This is a genomic window from Streptomyces sp. NPDC005648 (assembly GCF_040605395.1).
GTDB lineage: Bacteria > Actinomycetota > Actinomycetes > Streptomycetales > Streptomycetaceae > Streptomyces.
The window spans coordinates 1-16,885 of sequence record NZ_JBEXCS010000141.1; the positions used below are offsets into that span (position 1 = coordinate 1).

The 16,885-nt window shown below is 72.3% G+C and carries 12 protein-coding genes and 1 pseudogene; 3 read left to right on the top strand and 10 right to left on the bottom strand.

The genetic code is table 11. From position 1 onward, the window contains the following. Positions 1–68 (bottom strand): annotated as a pseudogene (locus tag ABZT17_RS42510) (ATP-binding cassette domain-containing protein); the annotation flags it as partial. 145 nt (positions 69–213) lie between these two features. Between ABZT17_RS42510 and ABZT17_RS42515 the strand changes: the two are divergent. Continuing rightward, on the top strand, positions 214–2,187 hold the full coding sequence (locus tag ABZT17_RS42515) for a peptidoglycan recognition family protein (protein ID WP_356357544.1): 1,974 nt from the start codon (positions 214–216) through the stop codon (positions 2,185–2,187). Between the two features lie 24 nt (positions 2,188–2,211). Here ABZT17_RS42515 and ABZT17_RS42520 read toward each other — a convergent pair whose 3' ends face one another. From ABZT17_RS42520 to ABZT17_RS42555, 8 genes are all read right to left on the bottom strand, one after another. Further along, positions 2,212–2,709: a hypothetical protein gene (locus ABZT17_RS42520; RefSeq protein ID WP_356357545.1), complete on the bottom strand. Its 498-nt coding sequence runs from the start codon at positions 2,707–2,709 to the stop codon at positions 2,212–2,214. 112 nt (positions 2,710–2,821) lie between these two features. Then, positions 2,822–5,704, bottom strand: a complete 2,883-nt coding sequence (locus tag ABZT17_RS42525) for an AAA family ATPase (RefSeq protein WP_356357546.1) — start codon at positions 5,702–5,704, stop codon at positions 2,822–2,824. Positions 5,705–6,437: 733 nt separating this feature from the next. Next, positions 6,438–7,331 carry a universal stress protein gene (locus ABZT17_RS42530; protein ID WP_356357547.1) on the bottom strand — a complete coding sequence of 298 codons (894 nt, stop codon included), beginning with the start codon at positions 7,329–7,331 and terminating at the stop codon, positions 6,438–6,440. 134 nt (positions 7,332–7,465) lie between these two features. Further along, on the bottom strand, positions 7,466–7,708 hold the full coding sequence (locus tag ABZT17_RS42535; protein ID WP_356357548.1) for a DUF397 domain-containing protein: 243 nt from the start codon (positions 7,706–7,708) through the stop codon (positions 7,466–7,468). Positions 7,709–7,801: 93 nt separating this feature from the next. Continuing rightward, positions 7,802–8,968 carry a thiolase domain-containing protein gene (locus ABZT17_RS42540; protein WP_356357549.1) on the bottom strand — a complete coding sequence of 389 codons (1,167 nt, stop codon included), beginning with the start codon at positions 8,966–8,968 and terminating at the stop codon, positions 7,802–7,804. Continuing rightward, positions 8,965–10,014, bottom strand: coding sequence for a thiolase domain-containing protein (locus ABZT17_RS42545; RefSeq protein WP_356357550.1), 1,050 nt, complete (start codon positions 10,012–10,014; stop codon positions 8,965–8,967). The genes ABZT17_RS42540 and ABZT17_RS42545 overlap by 4 nt, the downstream gene beginning before the upstream one ends. Then, on the bottom strand, positions 10,011–10,952 hold the full coding sequence (locus ABZT17_RS42550; protein ID WP_356357551.1) for an OB-fold domain-containing protein: 942 nt from the start codon (positions 10,950–10,952) through the stop codon (positions 10,011–10,013). The genes ABZT17_RS42545 and ABZT17_RS42550 overlap by 4 nt, the downstream gene beginning before the upstream one ends. A 17-nt stretch (positions 10,953–10,969) precedes the next feature. Then, complete coding sequence (locus tag ABZT17_RS42555; RefSeq protein WP_356357552.1) at positions 10,970–11,770, bottom strand: crotonase/enoyl-CoA hydratase family protein; 801 nt, start codon at positions 11,768–11,770, stop codon at positions 10,970–10,972. Between the two features lie 185 nt (positions 11,771–11,955). Between ABZT17_RS42555 and ABZT17_RS42560 the strand changes: the two genes are divergently transcribed. Next, the gene (locus ABZT17_RS42560) at positions 11,956–13,569 is read left to right on the top strand and encodes an acyl-CoA synthetase (protein ID WP_356357553.1); all 1,614 of its coding nucleotides are present in this window, start codon (positions 11,956–11,958) and stop codon (positions 13,567–13,569) included. 180 nt (positions 13,570–13,749) lie between these two features. Then, the gene (locus ABZT17_RS42565; RefSeq protein ID WP_356357554.1) at positions 13,750–15,570 is read left to right on the top strand and encodes a sulfatase; all 1,821 of its coding nucleotides are present in this window, start codon (positions 13,750–13,752) and stop codon (positions 15,568–15,570) included. Positions 15,571–15,948: 378 nt separating this feature from the next. On the opposite strand, the gene ABZT17_RS42570 is transcribed toward ABZT17_RS42565, so the two are convergent. Continuing rightward, positions 15,949–16,815, bottom strand: a complete 867-nt coding sequence (locus ABZT17_RS42570) for an alpha/beta hydrolase (protein WP_356357555.1) — start codon at positions 16,813–16,815, stop codon at positions 15,949–15,951. Between the last annotated feature and the right edge of the window lie 70 nt (positions 16,816–16,885).

The following is a 16,885-nucleotide window of genomic DNA, read 5'->3' on the forward strand; positions in this document are numbered from 1 at the left end:
AGCCGGCCCATCGTGGACTTGCCGCAGCCCGACTCGCCCACGACGCCGAGGGTCTCGCCCTGCCGTACGGCCATTGGTGTAAGCCTCTGACGCCGTTGACATGGGAAATCACCTGTCCCTGGGCATGATTGACGGATCGTCGGCCAGCGGGTAACACAGACCCACGCTCGGCCCTGCACGCCCCGTCACGCTCGTCCGTCCCAGGAGGCTGCATTGCGAGGAAACGTCACCGCTCCCCCGTCCACACCCGGCCACAGACGCGCCCGGAGAACCGCCGGCGCCCTCGCCTCGACGGCCCTGCTGCTGCCGCTGCTGGGCGCCGCCCCGACGGCGGGCACGGACGCCCCGTCCGCGAGCGCGCTGCAGCGGGCGTTCGCCGCGGCGTCCGCCGAGTACCACGTCCCCCAGAGCGTCCTGCTCGGCGTCTCCTATCTCCAGTCCCGCTGGGACGCGCACGGGGGCGCCCCGAGCGTGTCCGGCGGCTATGGCCCGATGCATCTCACCGACGCCCGCAGCGCCCTGGCGGAAACGTCTCATCACAGCGAGGGCACGGAGGACGCCCGCGGCGACGGCGCCCGCCCCGCCCTGCACCCCGAGGTGAAGCCGCCCTCGGACACCCGTCTCCCGGCCCGGCTCAGGACCCTGCCGAGGGCGTCCGCGCTGACCGGTGTCCCGGCGGAGCGGCTGCGCAGCGACCCGGCAGCGAACGTGGCGGGCGGCGCCGCGCTGCTCGCCGCCGCGCAGCGGGAGCTGGGCGAGCCGCTGAGCGCCGACCCGGCGAACTGGTACGGCGCGGTGGCCCGCTTCTCCGGCGCCGACGACACGGCGACGGCGGCCGCGTACGCGAACGACGTCTACGACGTGATCCGCACCGGTGAGGAGCGCACCACCGACGCCGGGCAGCGGGTCGCGCTGGCGGCGCGGCCGGGTCTGGTGCCCGACACCGCGCAGATCGGGGAGACGGGCCTGCGCAGTGTCTCCGCCGCCGGCACGGAGTGCCCGAAGTCGGTGTCCTGCGAGTGGATCCCGGCGCCGTACCAGGAGTTCGGGGACAACGACTACGGCAACCACGACCTGGGCGACCGTCCGGTCTCGCAGAGCATCAAGTACATCGTCGTCCATGACACGGAGGGCGCCTGGAACGGTGTGCTGAAGCTGGTCCAGGACCCGACCTATGTGTCGTGGAACTACTCCATCCGCTCCACGGACGGTCTCGTCGCCCAGCATGTGAAGGCCAAGGACGTGGCCTGGCACGCCGGCAACTGGTACATCAACGCCAAGTCGATCGGCATCGAGCACGAGGGCTTCCTCGCCTCGCCGGACGCCTGGTACACGGAGGCGATGTACCGCTCGTCGGCGCGGCTGGTGCGCTACCTCGCGGCCAAGTACCGCATCCCGCTGGACCGCCAGCACATCCTGGGCCACGAGAACGTGCCGGGGCCGACGACCTCGGCCATCCCCGGTATGCACACCGACCCCGGGCCGTACTGGGACTGGCGGCACTACTTCGCGCTGCTGGGACACCCCGTCGAGGCGACCGGCAGCGGCAAGAGCGGGCTGGTCACCATCCGGCCGGACTACGCCGGGAACCGGCCGACGTACACGGGCTGCGTCACCTCGGGGCAGCCGTGCGCGGCGCACGGTTCGAGCGAGGTGCGGCTGTACTCCGACCACGACGAGAAGTCGGCGCTGATCAAGGACATCGGTCTGCACAAGGGCGCCGACTCGACGATCGACGTCAACGACGTGGGCTCGCGGGTCTCGACCGGGCAGCAGTACGCCGTCGCGGGGCACTGGGGCGACTGGACGGCGATCTGGTACCTCGGGCAGAAGGCCTGGTTCCGCAACCCGAAGAAGCACCCGACGGCGGTGCCGGCCTCCGGCCTGGTCGTGACGCCCAAGGCGGGCCTCGACAGCGTCCCGGTCTACGGCCGCGCCTACCCGGAGGCGGCCGCGTATCCGGCGGCAGTGCCGGTGCAGGCGGTGTCCCCACTGCCGTACACGCTGCCGAAGGGGCAGAAGTACGTGGTCGGTGACGAGATGCCCGGCGAGTACTACTACGCGGTCACCTTCAGCACCGACTCGCACCGTGTCGTGGTCGGCAAGGACCTGTACTACGAGATCCAGTTCGGCCACCGGGTCGCGTTCGTGCGCGCCGCGGACGTGGACGTGCGGGCCCGCCGGTAGGGGCGAGGGCCGCCGGCCGCCGGATCAGCCCTGCTGGAAAAGCTCCGCCGGGAGCGGCTTCAGCAGGGCGTACAGGTCGTCGGTGATGGGGCGGTCCCAGGCGGCGATGGTCACCAGGACGTTGTCACTGCGGTCGAACTGGACGCAGGAGATCCGGCTCTCGGAGAGCTTGAGACGGCGGACGATCAGCAGGTTGTCGCCCTGCATCACCGGCATGTCCTCCACTCCCACGACCGTCACCTCCTCCTCGTTCTCCAGCGCGAGCAGCAGCTGGGCGACCTCGAAGGGGATCTCGTCGTCGGCGACCTCGCGGGCCGGGGAGCCCTCGGGAAGGTTGCCGATGATCATCGCGGGGCCGCGGCCGCCGAAGAGGTCGTAGCGCAGGAAGACGCCCTGGCAGGAGCCGTCGGGGGCGGGGAGCAGACCGGCGCCGAGGTTGCCGGGCCAGTCGCCCGGGTCCATGGCCAGGACGTCGAAGTCGGGGCCGGCGGGGGTGGCGCTGCGGCGGCGGAGGAACGACATGCGCCCATGGTAATGGGCCGACGGGTGGTGCCGCGGCTGCGGGTCGGTACGGACCGGCCGCGCTCACGCGGCGCAGCCACGCGTCGACACGGCCCCCGGGAAGGCGTCACGCTCAGCCCTGCCTCAGCGCCCCCGGCAGACCGGTGATCTCCGTGCCCGTCTTTCGGTAGACCGCGGAGAGCAGGCGCACCGCCATGGGCTCGTCGATGCGCATCTCCGTCGCGATCTCCGCTTCGGTCCGGCCCTCGGCCGCGAGGTTCGCCGCCGTGCGTTCCCGGGTCGTCAGGGTGTCCGTCTCCGTGCTGTGCAGGCGCCGTGGGCGCAGGCCCGCCGCCGCCAGTTCGTCGCGGGCCGTCTCCACGAGGCCGTCCGCGTTGCACTGGACCGCCGCGTCCAGGCCCCGGTAGAGGTGTTCGGCGGCTTCCCGGGGGCGGCCGGTGCGGCGCAGTTCCGTGCCGAGACGGACGAGGGAGCAGGCGAGTTCGTAGGCGGCGGGGGAGCGTTCCAGGTGGGCCACGGACTCCTCCAGGTATTTCACGCGGGCGGAGCCCGAGGAGACCTCGGCGGCGGTGCGCAGGGCCTGGCCGATGGCGGACGGGGTGCCGAACTGGCGGGCGCGGGCCAGCGCTTCGAGGGCGGTGGTGACCGCGCGTTCGGGGGTGTCGTGGGCCTCGGCGCGGGCCAGGTGGAGCTGCCAGGGGCACCACGCGGGATTGCGGATGCCGCGCGGGTCCAGACGGCGGCCCGCCGCGGACAGCTCTTCGGCCGCTTCCTTGTGCAGGCCCCGGGCCAGCAGGAGTTCGCCGCGCACGGTCTGGGCGTCCGGGAAGACGACGGCGGCCGGGAACGGGGAGGTGAAGGAGTAGTCGCCGGCGGTCCGTGCGGCCTCGGCGACCCGGCCCCGGGCCAGCAGGACCTCGATGAGGATGCCCACGGCGTACCAGTGGGCGGGGGTGCCGGGGCCGACGCGTTCGGCCAGGCGCAGGCCCGCGCGGACGAAGTCCTCGGCCTCCGCGAGACGGCCGCGCCGGTAGCGGACGTAGGCGAGGAGGGTGTAGCCGAAGGAGAGGTGGGCGCCTCGCCAGCCCTGGCGTTCGAAGTCGGCGATACCCGCCGCGAAGAGCTCCTCGGTGCGGCCGGGGCGGTCGGCGTACATGAAGGCGAGGGCGACCAGCACGGGGACCTCGAAGCCGCGGTCGGCTTCGGCCCAGCCGAGGCCGCCGACGAGGGCGCGCTCGGCGTGGTGGAGGGCGATGTGGGCGGGCTCGCCGCGCAGGACGGCGTCCCAGGTGCGCAGGCCGATGATGTACCGCTCGGTGAGGTCGCGGCCCTGGAGGCGGTCGGCGAGCTTGGCGAGGCGGCGGGAGCGCGAGGGGTGGTCGGGTTCGTCGGCGCGGAAGGCGTCCCACATGAACTGTTCCGCGACCATGCGCAGCCGGACGCGGGCGTCGTCGGTGACGGGGATCTCGCGGGCGAGGGTGTCGGAGGCCTCGGCGAGGCGGTCGCTGTGGGCGAGGACCTGGGAGAGCCGGTAGACGATGTGGTGGCGAAGCCGGGGGTCCGCGATGGGTTCCTCGAGGGCCGCGCGCAGGTGGTTGACCGTGGTGGCGGGCTCGGTGAGGAGGGAGGCGGAGCCGAGCTCGTGGAGGACGGCCGCCCGGTCCTCGTAGGGCGGGGGTTCGCGCAGGGCGCGGGCGAGGTAGCTGCGGGCCGCGTCGGGGGCGCCGGCCCGGAGGGTCTCCTCGGCGGCGGCGCGCAGTTGCTGGACGACCCAGGTGTCGCCCTCGGGGTGGGTCTCCAGGAGGTGGCGGGCGGCGGCGGAGGGGCCCTGGCCGGCGTTGATCACGCACCAGGCGGCCTGGCCGTGCAGGGCGACGCGGACGCCGGGCGGGATGGCCCGGTAGACGGCGGTGGCGATCAGCGGGTGGACGAACTCCAGGGTCTCGGCACCGGTGAGAATGCGGGCGCCGCGCAGGGCGTCGGCCGCGTCGGCGGCCTCCTCGTGGCCGAGACCGGCGACCGCGGCGGCGAGCTGGGGGTGGATCTCGGTGCCCAGGACGGCGCAGGCCCAGGCGAAGCGGACGGTGGAGGTGCCGAGCCGTTCGAGGCGGGCGACGAGGCCGCTGCCCTTGACCGCGGCGGCGAGGTCGCGCAGCAGATGGGCGCTGTTCTCGGTCGGGGAGAGACCGCGATCGCGCATCTTGGCGACCAGTTCGACGGTCTCGAAGGGGTTTCCGGCGGTGACGGCCCAGCACTCGCGGCAGAACGCGTCGTCGGCGTGCGCCCCGAGCCCCTCCCGGATCAGGCGCCCCACGGCGGCGGCGCTGAGCGGCTCGAGGTCGAGGGGGCGTCCGCCGGCCCGGCCCGGCAGTCCCCTGAACGACTCGGCGTGGTCCGGGAGTTCGTCGGGGCGGTAGGCGACGACCACCAGCAGCGGGAGCTGTTCGGCGCGGGGCGCGAACGCGGCCAGCCAGCGCAGGGATTCGGGGTCCGCCCAGTGCGCGTCGTCGAGCACGAGGACCATCGGGGCGCGCAGCGCGGCGAGATGGGTGAGCACCCAGTCCAGGCCGTCGCGCAGGCCCTGTTGGTCCGGCGGGGCGGCCGCGGTGGGTGCGCACAGGCCGAGGGCGGGGCCCACGATGTCGTACCAACTGCCCAGCGAGGCACGGAGATCGGTCTCCGCGGCGCCGGCGAACTGGGGTTGCAGCAGCTGGCGGGCGACATGGAAGGCGACGCGCTGTTCCTGGTCGCCGCCGCGGGCGGAGAGCACGGTGCAGCCCCGCGCGGCGGCGAGCCGGCGGACCTCGGCGAGCAGGGTGGTCTTGCCGATGCCGGCCCGCCCGGCGAAGGCGAGCAGGGCGCCGCGCGGCCGGTCGGGCGGCTCGGCCCCGTTCGGGCGCAGACCGGTCAGCGTGGCCAACGCCTCGTCGACGGCAGCGAGTTCGCTCTCGCGCTCGAAGAGGATCCTTCTGCTCCGTGCGATGCGCTGCACCATGGAAACCCCCCGTCACGGTGGCCGGCCCGCGCGGGGAGCAGGTGCGCACCGTGACCTACAGGCACCTCAGCGTACGCCCGCGAAAGGCCCCGTGCCCCCGGTTACGGGCACTGACGATGGAACGTGTTCCAGAGGTCTGCGTGGTGCCGTTCGCGGTGGCGGGCGGCCCGTGCCCGGTTGCCGCGCGAGAGCCTGCGCCACTCCTGTGGTGGGTGCGTTCTGAGGAAGCGGCGGACGCGGCACGGAGCGTGGCGGGTGCGCGGCTCCTGCCGATGGGGGCTCGGGGGAAAGCCGCGCGCGGCGTGCGCGCGGGGCCCCGCGGGGTCCTCGGTCTCCTCTGGCTGCCGGTGAAGAGCCGGCGCAGGCGATTGCAGTGGCCCTTACGGGAAAGGGCCGGCGCAAGCGGCTGCCGTGGCCCTTCCGAGGGGGGCTGGCGCAAGGGGTTGCCGTTGCCCTGCCGGGGAAGGGCCGGCGCAAGCGGCTGCCGTGGCCCTTCCGAGGGGGGCTGGCGCAAGGGGTTGCCGTTGCCCTGCCGGGGAAGGGCCGGCGCAAGCGGCTGACGTTGCCGTTCCGAGGAGGGCCGGCGCAACCGGCTGACGTTGCCCTTCCGGGGAAGAGCCGGCGCAACCGGCTGACGTTGCCCTTCCGGGGAAGAGCCAGCGCAACCGGCTGACGTTGCCCTTCCGAGGAGGGCCGGCGCAAGCGGATGCTGGGGCCTTGCTCCGTGGTCGGCTCAGTCGTCCGGCGGTGTCGGGGGGATCACCGCGACCGGGCTTGCCGCGTGGAGCAGGACCGCCTGGGTGACCGAGCCGATCATCCGGGCCGGGGCGAGGAGACGGCGGCGGTGGCGGCCGACCACGACCAGGTCGGCGTCCCTGGAGGCGGCGACCAGGAGGCCGGCCGCGTCGCCCGGCATCGCGTAGGCCTCGGCCCGTACCCCGGGGTGGGCCTTGCGGTGCGGGGCGAGGAAGCCCTCGGCGAGGGTCCAGGTCTCGTTCTCCACGGCACCCTGGTCGATCATCTCCGGCACGAGTTCGCCGGGCATGGCCCAGGACTGCAGCGGCCAGGCGTAGGCGGCGATCACCTGGAGCCGGGCACCGCGCAGTGCGGCCTCGGTGAAGGCGAAGGAGAGGGTCGCCTCGTCGGGGCTGTCCGTCTGGAGGCCGACGACCACGCGCGGGCCCGGCTCGGTGGGCGCGTCGCCGTGGACCGCGCGTCCGGGCCGGGGCACCACGACCACCGGGCACTCCGCGTCGCGCGCGACAGCCATGCCGTTGGAGCCGAGCAGCAGACTGGCGAAGCCGCCCCGGCCGCGGGAGCCGAGTACCAACAGCTGGGCTTCGGCGCCCAGTTCGGGCAGTACGGCGGCGGGCACGCCCTCGCGGCCCAGGTACTCGACGTCCGGCGCGGGGCCCAGGCGTCCGCGCACCTCGTCCAGCACCGGATCCTCGTCCTGATCCGGCGCCCCGGCCACCAGTACGTCGGGCTGGGCCCAGGCGGCGTACTGCCGCACATGCACCACTCTCAGTGGCACGCCGCGTCCCCGGGCGGCCGCGAGGGCCCAGTCCAGGGCCCGCAGGCTGTCGTCCGAACCGTCGACCGCCGCGATGACGGGCAGGGTGCTCATCCGTTCCTCACCTCCGGAGTACGACCTTCCCCCGGGGGCCAGCCTCACTCAGGCGCCGGCCCCAGGGGCTGCTCAAGGTCGCGTGTCCGGAGAACGGGGGGCACACACCCCCCGTCCGGCACACCCCCGGGGGTTCACGTCAGGTCGAACTCGCCCTCCCTCGCGCCGGACACGAACGCGCCCCACTCCGCCGGTGTGAAGATCAAGGAAGGGCCTTCCGGCCGGCCGCTGTTGCGCATGGCGATGAATCCCTCGACAAAGGCGATCTGGACATCCCCCAGGCCACGGCTGCTCGAGTGCCAATCGGCGTTGCTGAGGTCCAGCTCGGGCTTGTCCCAGCCCGCGAGCGGATGCTGCTGGATGGTGCTCTCGGCCACGTCCGTGCTCCTCCCGATGCGTCGTCCGCGGCCAGCCTAGCGATCGATTTCCCAAGCCGACAGGCCACGTGAGGGGGACCTTTGCGGAGCCGGTCAGGACCGCGGCGGTTCGCTGCCCACGAGCCACATGGAGAAGAACTGCGATCCGCCGCCGTAGGCGTGCCCGAGCACCCGGCGGGCGCCCTCCACCTGGTGTTCTCCGGCCTGTCCGCGCGCCTGCAGCGCCGCCTCCGCGAAGCGGATCATGCCGGAGGCGCCGATGGGATTGGTCGACAGGACGCCGCCCGACATGTTGACGGGAAGATCGCCGTCCAGTTCGGTCACCCCGGCCTCGGTCAGCTTCCAGCCCTCGCCCTCGTCGGCGAAGCCGAGGTTCTCCAGCCACATCGGCTCGTACCAGGAGAACGGCACATACATCTCGACCGCGTCGATGTCCCGGCGCGGGTCGGCGATCCCGGCCTGCCGGTACACATCGGCCGCGCAGTCCTTCCCGGCCTGCGGGGAGACGGCGTCCTTGCCCGCGAAGAGGGTCGGTTCGCTGCGCATGGCACCGCCCAGCATCCAGGCGGGCGGCCGGGGCGCCCGGGCCGCGCCCGCCCGGTCGGTGAGCACCATCGCGCAGGCGCCGTCCGAGGACGGGCAGGTCTCCGAGTAGCGGATCGGGTCCCACAGCATCGGGGAGGCCTGGACCTTCTCCAGGGTGATGTCGTGCTCGTGCAGATGCGCGTACGGGTTCTTGAGCGCGTTGCGCCGGTCCTTGTACGCCACCAGCGAGCCGACGGTGTCGGGTGCGCCGCTGCGTCGCATGTACGCGCGCACATGCGGGGCGAAGAATCCGCCGGCCCCGGCGAGCAGGGGCTGCTGGAAGGGGATCGGCAGGGACAGGCCCCACATGGCGTTCGACTCGGACTGCTTCTCGAAGGCCACGGTCAGCACGGTCCCGTGCACCCGGGAGGCGACCAGGCCCGCGGCCACCAGCGCGGTGGAGCCGCCGACCGATCCGGCGGTGTGCACCCGCAGCATCGGCTTGCCGACCGCGCCGAGCGCGTCGGCGAGGTACAGCTCGGGCATCATGACGCCCTCGAAGAAGTCGGGCGCCTTGCCGATGACGACGGCGTCGATGTCGGCCCAGGTCAGCTCGGCGTCGTCGAGCGCCCGCCCGGCGGCCTCCCGCACCAGCCCCGCGATCGACACGTCCCGCCGGGCCGCCACATGCTTGGTCTGGCCGATCCCTACGACGGCCACGGGCTCCTTGCTCATCGCGGATCCCCTTCGAGTACGGCGACCAGGTTCTGTTGCAGACACGGGCCGGACGTGGCGTGGCCGAGCGCCCGGTCGGACTCGCCCCGGTGGATGCCGGCGGCGGCCTCCCCGATACGGATCAGGCCCGCGGCCATCATCGGGTTGGCGGCGAGCGCCCCGCCGGACGGATTCACCCGCACGCCGTCGTCGAGGCGGAGGGCCTTGCGCAGCACGACCTCCTGCGAGGTGAAGGGCGCGTGCAACTCGGCCGTGTCGACGGGCCGTTGGAAGGCACCGGCCTTCTCGGCGGCGAGCCGCGCGGAGGGGGAGTCGGTGAGATCGCGCACCCCGAGCGAGTGGGCCTCGATGCGATGGTCGATGCCGCGGATCCAGGCGGGCCGCGCACACAGGTCCCGGGCCCGCTCCCCCGCCGCGAGAACGACGGCGGCGGCCCCGTCCCCGATGGGCGGACAGTCCCCGGTGCGCAGCGGCCGTACCAGATAGTCGCCCTGTGGCACCGAACCCCGCAGCTGGGCATGGGAGTTGGCGGTCGCGTCCTGCCGGCTGCGGGCGGCGACCGCGGCGAGCGCGGGCTCGTCGGTGTCGCCCGCGTCGATGAGGGCCTGCGCCTGGAGGGCGGCGAGGGCGACGGAGTCGGGCCACAGGGGCGCCACGTAGTACGGGTCGAGCTGCCGGGTGAGCACATCACGCACCGAGCCCGGGGAGGACTTGCCGTACGCGTAGACGAGCGCGGTGTCGGCGTCCCCCGTCAGCAGCTTGGTCCACGCCTCGTACAGCGCCCACGCCCCGTCCATCTCGACGTGCGACTCGGAGATCGGCGGCCAGGCGCCCACACCGTCGAGGGCGAGGGTGAAGGAGAAGGCGCGGCCGGCCAGGTAGTCGCTGGAGCCGGAGCAGGTGAAGCCGATGTCGGCGGTCCTCAGGCCGGTCTGTTCCAGTACGTCGTGCAGGACCGGCATCAGCATCTCCACCTCGGAGAGCTCGTCGGTGGTGCGCCGGTGGTCGGTCTGGGCGAAGGCGACGACCGCGATGTCACGCGTCACAGCAGCTCCTTGTAGGTGTCGTACTCCGCGTCGGGTTCGCCGGTGGGCCGGTAGTGGTCGGGGTAGCGGGCGCCTTCGGTCCACACGGCCTCGACCCGCAGTCCCATGCGCACCTGGCCGTAGGGGATGCCGCCGATACGGCCGTGCAGGGCGAGGTCCGCGCCGTCGAGGGCGATGTGGGCGTAGACGTACGGGACTTCGATGTCGAGGTTCTTCGCCTTGATGTTGACGATGCAGAAGGTGGTGACCGTGCCGCGTGGTCCGACCTCGACCTGTTCCGAGGTGGCGACACCGCAGGTGGGGCAGGCGCCGCGGGGCGGGACGTACACCTTGCGGCACGAGGGGCAGCGTTCGCCGACGGTGCGGCGGTCGGCGAGCGCCTGGATGTACGCGGACTGGGCGCGGCCCGGGGAGTAGGTGTAGTCGAGCCGGGCGGGTGCCACGATGCCGGTGATCGGCTCCTCGAACTCCCCCGTGTGAACGGTGACTTCGGTGTCGTCGCCGTCGTACGGCTCGAAGCAGGCGATGTCGGTGATGGCGCCGCCCCGCTCCTCGGCCCAGCGGACCCGGACCCGCATGCCGGTGCGTACGGCCTCGGGGCCGGGGGCGTCGAGGGCGTGCAGCAGGGCGGTGTCGGCGCCGTCGAGGCGGACCAGGACCCAGGCGAAGGGGGTGCTGAGGGGCTGGCCGCGACGGGGTTCGTGGTTCCAGGCCCAGGTGGTGACCGTGCCGGTGGAGGCCACGGACACGAGGTCGCGCAGCTCGTCGGCGGTGACGGGGTCGTACTCGACGGGCGGGACGAGGGTGCGCCCGTCGGTGGTCTTCACCCCCAGGACGACCCGCTCGCGCAGCCCGGTCAGAAACGCGCTCTGGACCGGGCCCACGGAACGGGTGAAGGGGAACTCGACGGCGAGGGGGGCTTTGAGGACTTCGGGCATGCCCGGTCTCCTTCGGTTTAGGCGCGCTTGTAGACGGGCGCCCGCTTCTCGGCGAAGGCGCGAGCACCTTCCTTCGCGTCGGCGGTGTCGAAGATCGGCCAGCCGCGCTTGAGTTCGGAGGCGAGACCGTCCGTCTCCGTCATCTCGGCGGTCTCGTAGACGGACGCCTTGATGGCCTCCACCGCCAACGGGCCGCAGGCGTTGACCAGTTCGGCGATCTCCAGGGCCTTGGCGAGGGCCGTGCCGTCCGGGACGACATGGCCGACCAGGCCGATGTCCGCGGCCTCCCGGGCGGAGTACGGGCGGCCGGTGAGCAGCATCTCCAGGGCATGGGTGCGTGGGATCTGCCGTTGCAGCCGGACCGTCGACCCGCCGATCGGGAAGAGCCCGCGTTTGACCTCGTAGAGCCCGAACGTCGCCGACTCCCCCGCGACCCGGATGTCGGTGCCCTGGAGGATCTCGGTGCCGCCCGCCACGCAGTGGCCCTCGACCGCGGCGATCACCGGTTTGCGCGGGCGATGGTGGCGCAGCAGCGCCTTCCAGTGCAGGTCCGGGTCGGCCTTGAGGCGGTCCCGGTACCGCTCGCCGTCCGGGCCCCGTCCGGCCAGGGCCTTGAGGTCCATACCGGCGCAGAACGAGCCGCCCGCGCCGGTCAGCACGATCGAGCGGACCTCGTCGTCCTCGTCCGCCTCCAGCCAGCCGTCGTGGAGACCGACGAGCATCGGCAGCGAGAGCGCGTTCTTGGCTTCGGGCCTGTTGAGCGTGAGCACCAGTGTGGCGCCTTCGCGCTCCACGGTGAGGTGTTCCGTCCCACCCATGGCCATCTCCCCTCTCCTGGAACGAGAACAGGTTGCAGTAGCCGGGGAGGCACTTCAAGAGTTTTCTGACAGTCAGTCAGATTTCTTCGCGCGAACCCTTCCCAGTTGCCGTGCCCTTTGCTCTGATGACCGGCGAACCGACGGATGCGTCGTGCCTGTCATGGCTGCCGGGGTCAGGAGGAGCGGTGGAGTACAACCTTGCGGACCTGTTCGAGTCGGTCGTCGACGTGGTGCCCGACCGTGAGGCCCTGGTGTACATCGACCACCCGGGGACGGGTGCGGAACGGCGGCTGACCTACGCCGAACTGGACGCGGCGGCGAACCGTGTCGCCCACCATCTGATCGACGCCGGGCTGCGCCCGGGCGAGCATCTCGGGCTGCACCTCTACAACGGCATCGAGTACCTGCAGACGGCCTTCGGCTGCCTGAAGGCACGGGTCGTCCCGGTCAACGTCAACTACCGTTACGTGGAAGACGAGTTGGTCTATCTGTACCGGGACGCCGATCTGGTGGCGCTGGTCTTCGACGCCGAGTTCGACGGACGGGTGGCGGCCGCGCTGCCCCAGTGTCCGAAGATGCGGCATCTCGTGCGGGTGGGCGGTGCCGGCGAGGGCGTCCCGGGCGCGGTGCCCTTCACCGAGGCGGAGGCGGCCGGTTCACCGGAGCGCGGGTTCCCCGCGCGGTCGGGTGACGACCAGTTCATCATCTACACCGGCGGCACGACCGGGATGCCGAAGGGTGTGATGTGGCGTCAGGAGGACCTGTTCTTCTCGGGGCTGGGCGGTGGTGCGCCGACCGGTGAGCCGGTGAAGCGGCCGGAGGAGCTCGCCGAGCGGGTCGCCGCCGGGGGCTCCGGAATCACCTTCTTCCCCACTCCCCCGCTGATGCACGGCACCTCGACGCTCACCTCGTTCATCGGCTTCAACTTCGGGCAACGGGTGGTGATCCACCGGAAGTTCGTGCCCGAGGAGGTGCTGCGGACGGTCGAGAAGGAGAGGGTCACCAGCATGTCGCTGGTGGGCGACGCGATGCTGCGGCCGCTGATCGACGCGCTGGCCGGCCCCATGAAGGGCACGGACTGCTCGTCGGTGTTCAACGTGTCGTCCTCCGGCGCGATCATGTCGGAGACCGTGCGGCACCAGTTCCAGGAACTGCTCCCGAACGCCATGCTGCTCAACAACTACGGTTCCACGGAGTCCGGCTTCAACGGTACGGCCACGAACGACTCGGGCGCCGGGCAGAGCTTCCGCATCCGCGTCAACTCCCGCACCCAGGTGGTCGATCCCGCCACCCATGAGCCGGTGGCGGTGGGCGAGGTGGGGCGGGTGGCGCAGTGCGGCCATGTCCCGCTCGGCTACTACAACGACCCGAAGAAAACCGCCGAGACGTTCTTCGAGAAGGACGGCGAGCGGTGGGTGCTGCTCGGGGACATGGCGACGGTGGACGAGGAGGGCGTGGTCACCGTTCTGGGGCGGGGCTCGCAGTGCATCAACACCGGCGGCGAGAAGGTGTACCCGGAAGAGGTCGAGCAGGCCCTCAAGTCCCATCCCGACGTGTACGACGCGCTGGTAGCCGGGGTGCCCGACGCGCAGTGGGGAAACCATGTGGCGGCGGTGGTGCAGCTGCGCGCGGGAGCGCCGCGTCCCTCCCTGGACGACGTCCAGACGTTCTGCCGCACACATCTCGCCGGGTACAAGATTCCGCGGCAGCTGGTGATCACCGAGGCGATACGGAGGTCGCCCAGCGGCAAGGCGGACTATCGGTGGGCCAAGGAGGTCGCGGTAGCGGCGGACCAGTAGCGAACGGCCGGAACCAGGGTGCGGGCAGCGGGGCGGCAAGGACCGGGCGTACTCTTTTGCGCGCGGTTGACCCGGGGTGTTTGAACGGTGGGTGACGTGGGGCCGTACGCGAGGTTGGCGGCCCTGGACCCGTACCTGGTCCGCCGTGCCATCAGCTGTTTCGCACGGAAGGACCTTCGGGTGTCGCACCTCACGCCCCCTCGCCCACTGCCGGAGACGGACGCGGCCCCGGACACCGACGCGCCGGACGGGCCCACCGCCGAGGAGGCCCGGCCCGCGCCCGGGGTGCCGGCCGCCGAGGACATGGGCGACGCATCCGCCTCTGCTCCTGACTCCGCCCCCGCCCGGCCCGGCTGGTTCGGCTGGCGGCGGCGTTATCCCCGTGCCGCGAGTGCCGTGCGGGTCGGTACGAGTGTGCTGGCCGGTGTGCTGGTGTTCGTCGTGCTGCTCGTGCCCAACCGGCTGGACGAGATCTACCTCCGGTCGTTCTTCCGCCTCCCGGTCGAGGGGATCTTCCTCGCGGCCGTCCTGCTCGTCCTGCCGGCGAAGGCACGGCGGATCACGGCCGTCGTGCTGGGCACGTTCCTAGGGCTGTCCGGGATTCTGAAGTGCCTCGACATGGGCTTCCGGCAGACTCTCGCCCGGCCGTTCGACCTGGTCTTCGACTGGGGTCTGCTGAGCGACGGGGCGGACTGGGTGAAGGACTCGTTCGGCCGCTCCGGCGAGTTGCTGGCGATCGTCGGCGTGATCGTCCTGGTCGTCCTCGTACTGGTGCTGACCGCGCTCGCGGTGGCACGGCTGGCGGACGTGCTGGCCGGCCATCGCCCCGTTGCCGTGCGGAGCACGCTGGTGCTGGGCACCGCGTGGATCATCTGCTTCACCATGGGTGTGCAGTTCGGCGGTGTCACGGTCGCCACCAAGGGCTACAGCCAGTACCTCGCCAACCGGGTGCAGTACGTCCGCGACGGTCTCGGGGACGCCGATGTCTTCAAGAAGCAGATGACCGTCGACGCGTTCGCCAAGACCCCGTCCGACCAGCTGCTGACCGGGCTGCGCGGCAAGGACGTGATGTTCACCTTCATCGAGAGCTACGGCCGGGTGGCGATCGACGATCCTTCGATGGCGCCGGAGATCGACAAGACGCTCCAGGAAGGCAACGCCCGGCTCAAGTCGGCCGGTTTCGCGGCGCGCAGCGGCTGGCTCAGGTCGCCCGTGACGGGCGCCGGCAGCTGGCTCGCCCACTCGACGTTCCTGTCCGGTCTGTGGATCAAGAACCAGCAGCGGTACCGGACGCTGACCACCAGTGACCGCGCGACGCTCACCAGCTACTTCCAGAAGACCGGCGCCTGGCGCACGGTCGGCATCGTGCCGGGTGTGCGCAAGTCCTGGCCCGAGGGCAAGTACTTCGGCCTGGACCACATCTACGACTCGACGCACCTCGGGTACCAGGGTCCGTACTTCAGCTGGACGCCGGTGCCGGACCAGTTCAGCCTGGAGGCCTTCCAGAAGCTGGAGCACGGCAAGAAGAACCGTGACCCGATCATGGCGGAGATCATCCTGGCCTCCAGCCACAACCCCTGGTCCCCCATCGCCCACATGATCGACTGGAAGGACCTCGGGGACGGCAAGATCTTCTACAAGATCAAGAAGGAGGGCACCAACCCCACGGAGGTCTGGAAGAGCGCGGCGCGTGTGCGCACCGAGTACCGCAAGGCGATCCAGTACTCCCTGGACAGCCTCACCGAGTGGATGCAGCGCTACGGCGACGACAACACCGTCCTCGTCTTCCTCGGCGACCACCAGCCCGTCCCGACCGTCACCAAGGGCAGCGCCAACAGGGACGTCCCGGTCACCATCGTCGCCCGCGACCCCAAGGTCCTGGACCGTGTCTCGAACTGGGGCTGGACGGACGGCATCAAGCCCGCGGACAACGCCCCCGAGTGGACCATGAACAAGTTCCGCGACCGCTTCATGACGGCGTACGGCCCCCAGGGCGGGTGAGCCCGGCTCCGCGGCGGTTCGGTCGGGGTCTCCGGACGGCGTAACAGGACGCGCCCGGGCGCGAGGGGGTTCCTGGGGTCGCAGTGAAGGTGATCGCCGAGGTCACCGGGCCCTCGGCCGCGGCGGCGCACGTGGACGACGGCCACGACCGGTGCGCTCGTGTCGCGCGGGGTCGATGCGGGGCTGGGTGGCAGCCGGGGGCCCGCCGACTTCGAGGTGGCGGGCGGGATCGGACTGGCCGCGTTCGGAGGCGCGCTGGTCGCCGGGTGTGTCGGAAGGCGTCGGTATGAGCGGCGTGGCGTGGGGCGCGGACGGTGACGGCGGGCCTCCTGCCCTCGGCTGGGCCGTTCGGCCTGGTGGTGGCCGCCGGACCCGTCACTAGTCTCCTGCCGGCGGCGGGGTCTGCCCGTCGCCGTCCAGGAACGCGGTGACACGAGCCGTGAACCACTCGCCGTCGTCCACCCACGGGTAGTGCCCGGCGCCGGGCTGGACGGTGAACCGCGCGTGCGGGAACGCCTCGGCGGCGGCGCGGGCCAGTGCGGGGCGGGGGCCTCCGTCGAGTTCGCCGGCGAGGACCAGGACCGGAGCCGTGACCCGGGCCAGGGCGGCACGGGTCGCGGGTGGGTCGTAGGCGCCCTCGGAGCCGTAGACCGTCCCGGCGTCGTCGTTGAACTCGTCGTAGGAGCGTGCCTCGTGCGCGGCGGCGGCCTCGTCCCAACGGCCGTAGAAGAAGGGCGCGAAGGCCGGGTCGTAGTCGGCCTTTCCGGCCAGCCACCGCTCGAACAGGGGGAACGCCTCCGCGAACCACGGCTCGCCGCTTCTCGACCGCGCCGCCTCCAGCCGGTGTCCGGCGGTCGGGGCCAGGCCCAGGGCCCAGGGCGTCGCGGTCACCAGCACCAGCCGTGCCACCCGCCGCGGGAACCGGGCGGCGTAGAGCAGGGCGAGACTGCCGCCGGCGGAGTGCGCGAGCACATCCATCCGCTCCGTCCCGAGGTGGACACGCAGTGCCTCCACGTCGTCCACGAGCCGGTCGCAGCGGTACGTCGCCGGATCCGCCGGCACCGCGGAGTCCCCGGTCCCCCGCAGGTCGAGGAGCACCAGCCGACGGTGCCCGGCCAGCCCGCCCAGATCACCGAGGTAGGCGGAGGCCCGCATCGGCCCTCCGGGCAGCACGACCAGCGGCGCGCCCCGCCCGCGCAGGTGATAGGCGAGCTCGGTCCCGTCGGGTGCGATGAAGGTGGGCATGCCGCCGATCTTCGCGGCCCACGGCCCCGCCCGCAACGAAGTTCCACCAGGAGGCCGCGCGGCGGCTGCC

Bases quoted from the DNA above. Each gene is read 5' to 3' on its own strand.
- ABZT17_RS42520 (WP_356357545.1), bottom strand. From the start codon at position 2,709: ATGTCGTTCCTCCGCCGCCGCAGCGCCACCCCCGCCGGCCCCGACTTC.
- ABZT17_RS42525 (WP_356357546.1), bottom strand. From the start codon at position 5,704: ATGGTGCAGCGCATCGCACGGAGCAGAAGGATCCTCTTCGAGCGCGAG.
- ABZT17_RS42530 (WP_356357547.1), bottom strand. From the start codon at position 7,331: ATGAGCACCCTGCCCGTCATCGCGGCGGTCGACGGTTCGGACGACAGC.
- ABZT17_RS42540 (WP_356357549.1), bottom strand. From the start codon at position 8,968: ATGAGCAAGGAGCCCGTGGCCGTCGTAGGGATCGGCCAGACCAAGCAT.
- ABZT17_RS42550 (WP_356357551.1), bottom strand. From the start codon at position 10,952: ATGCCCGAAGTCCTCAAAGCCCCCCTCGCCGTCGAGTTCCCCTTCACC.
- ABZT17_RS42555 (WP_356357552.1), bottom strand. From the start codon at position 11,770: ATGGGTGGGACGGAACACCTCACCGTGGAGCGCGAAGGCGCCACACTG.
- ABZT17_RS42570 (WP_356357555.1), bottom strand. From the start codon at position 16,815: ATGCCCACCTTCATCGCACCCGACGGGACCGAGCTCGCCTATCACCTG.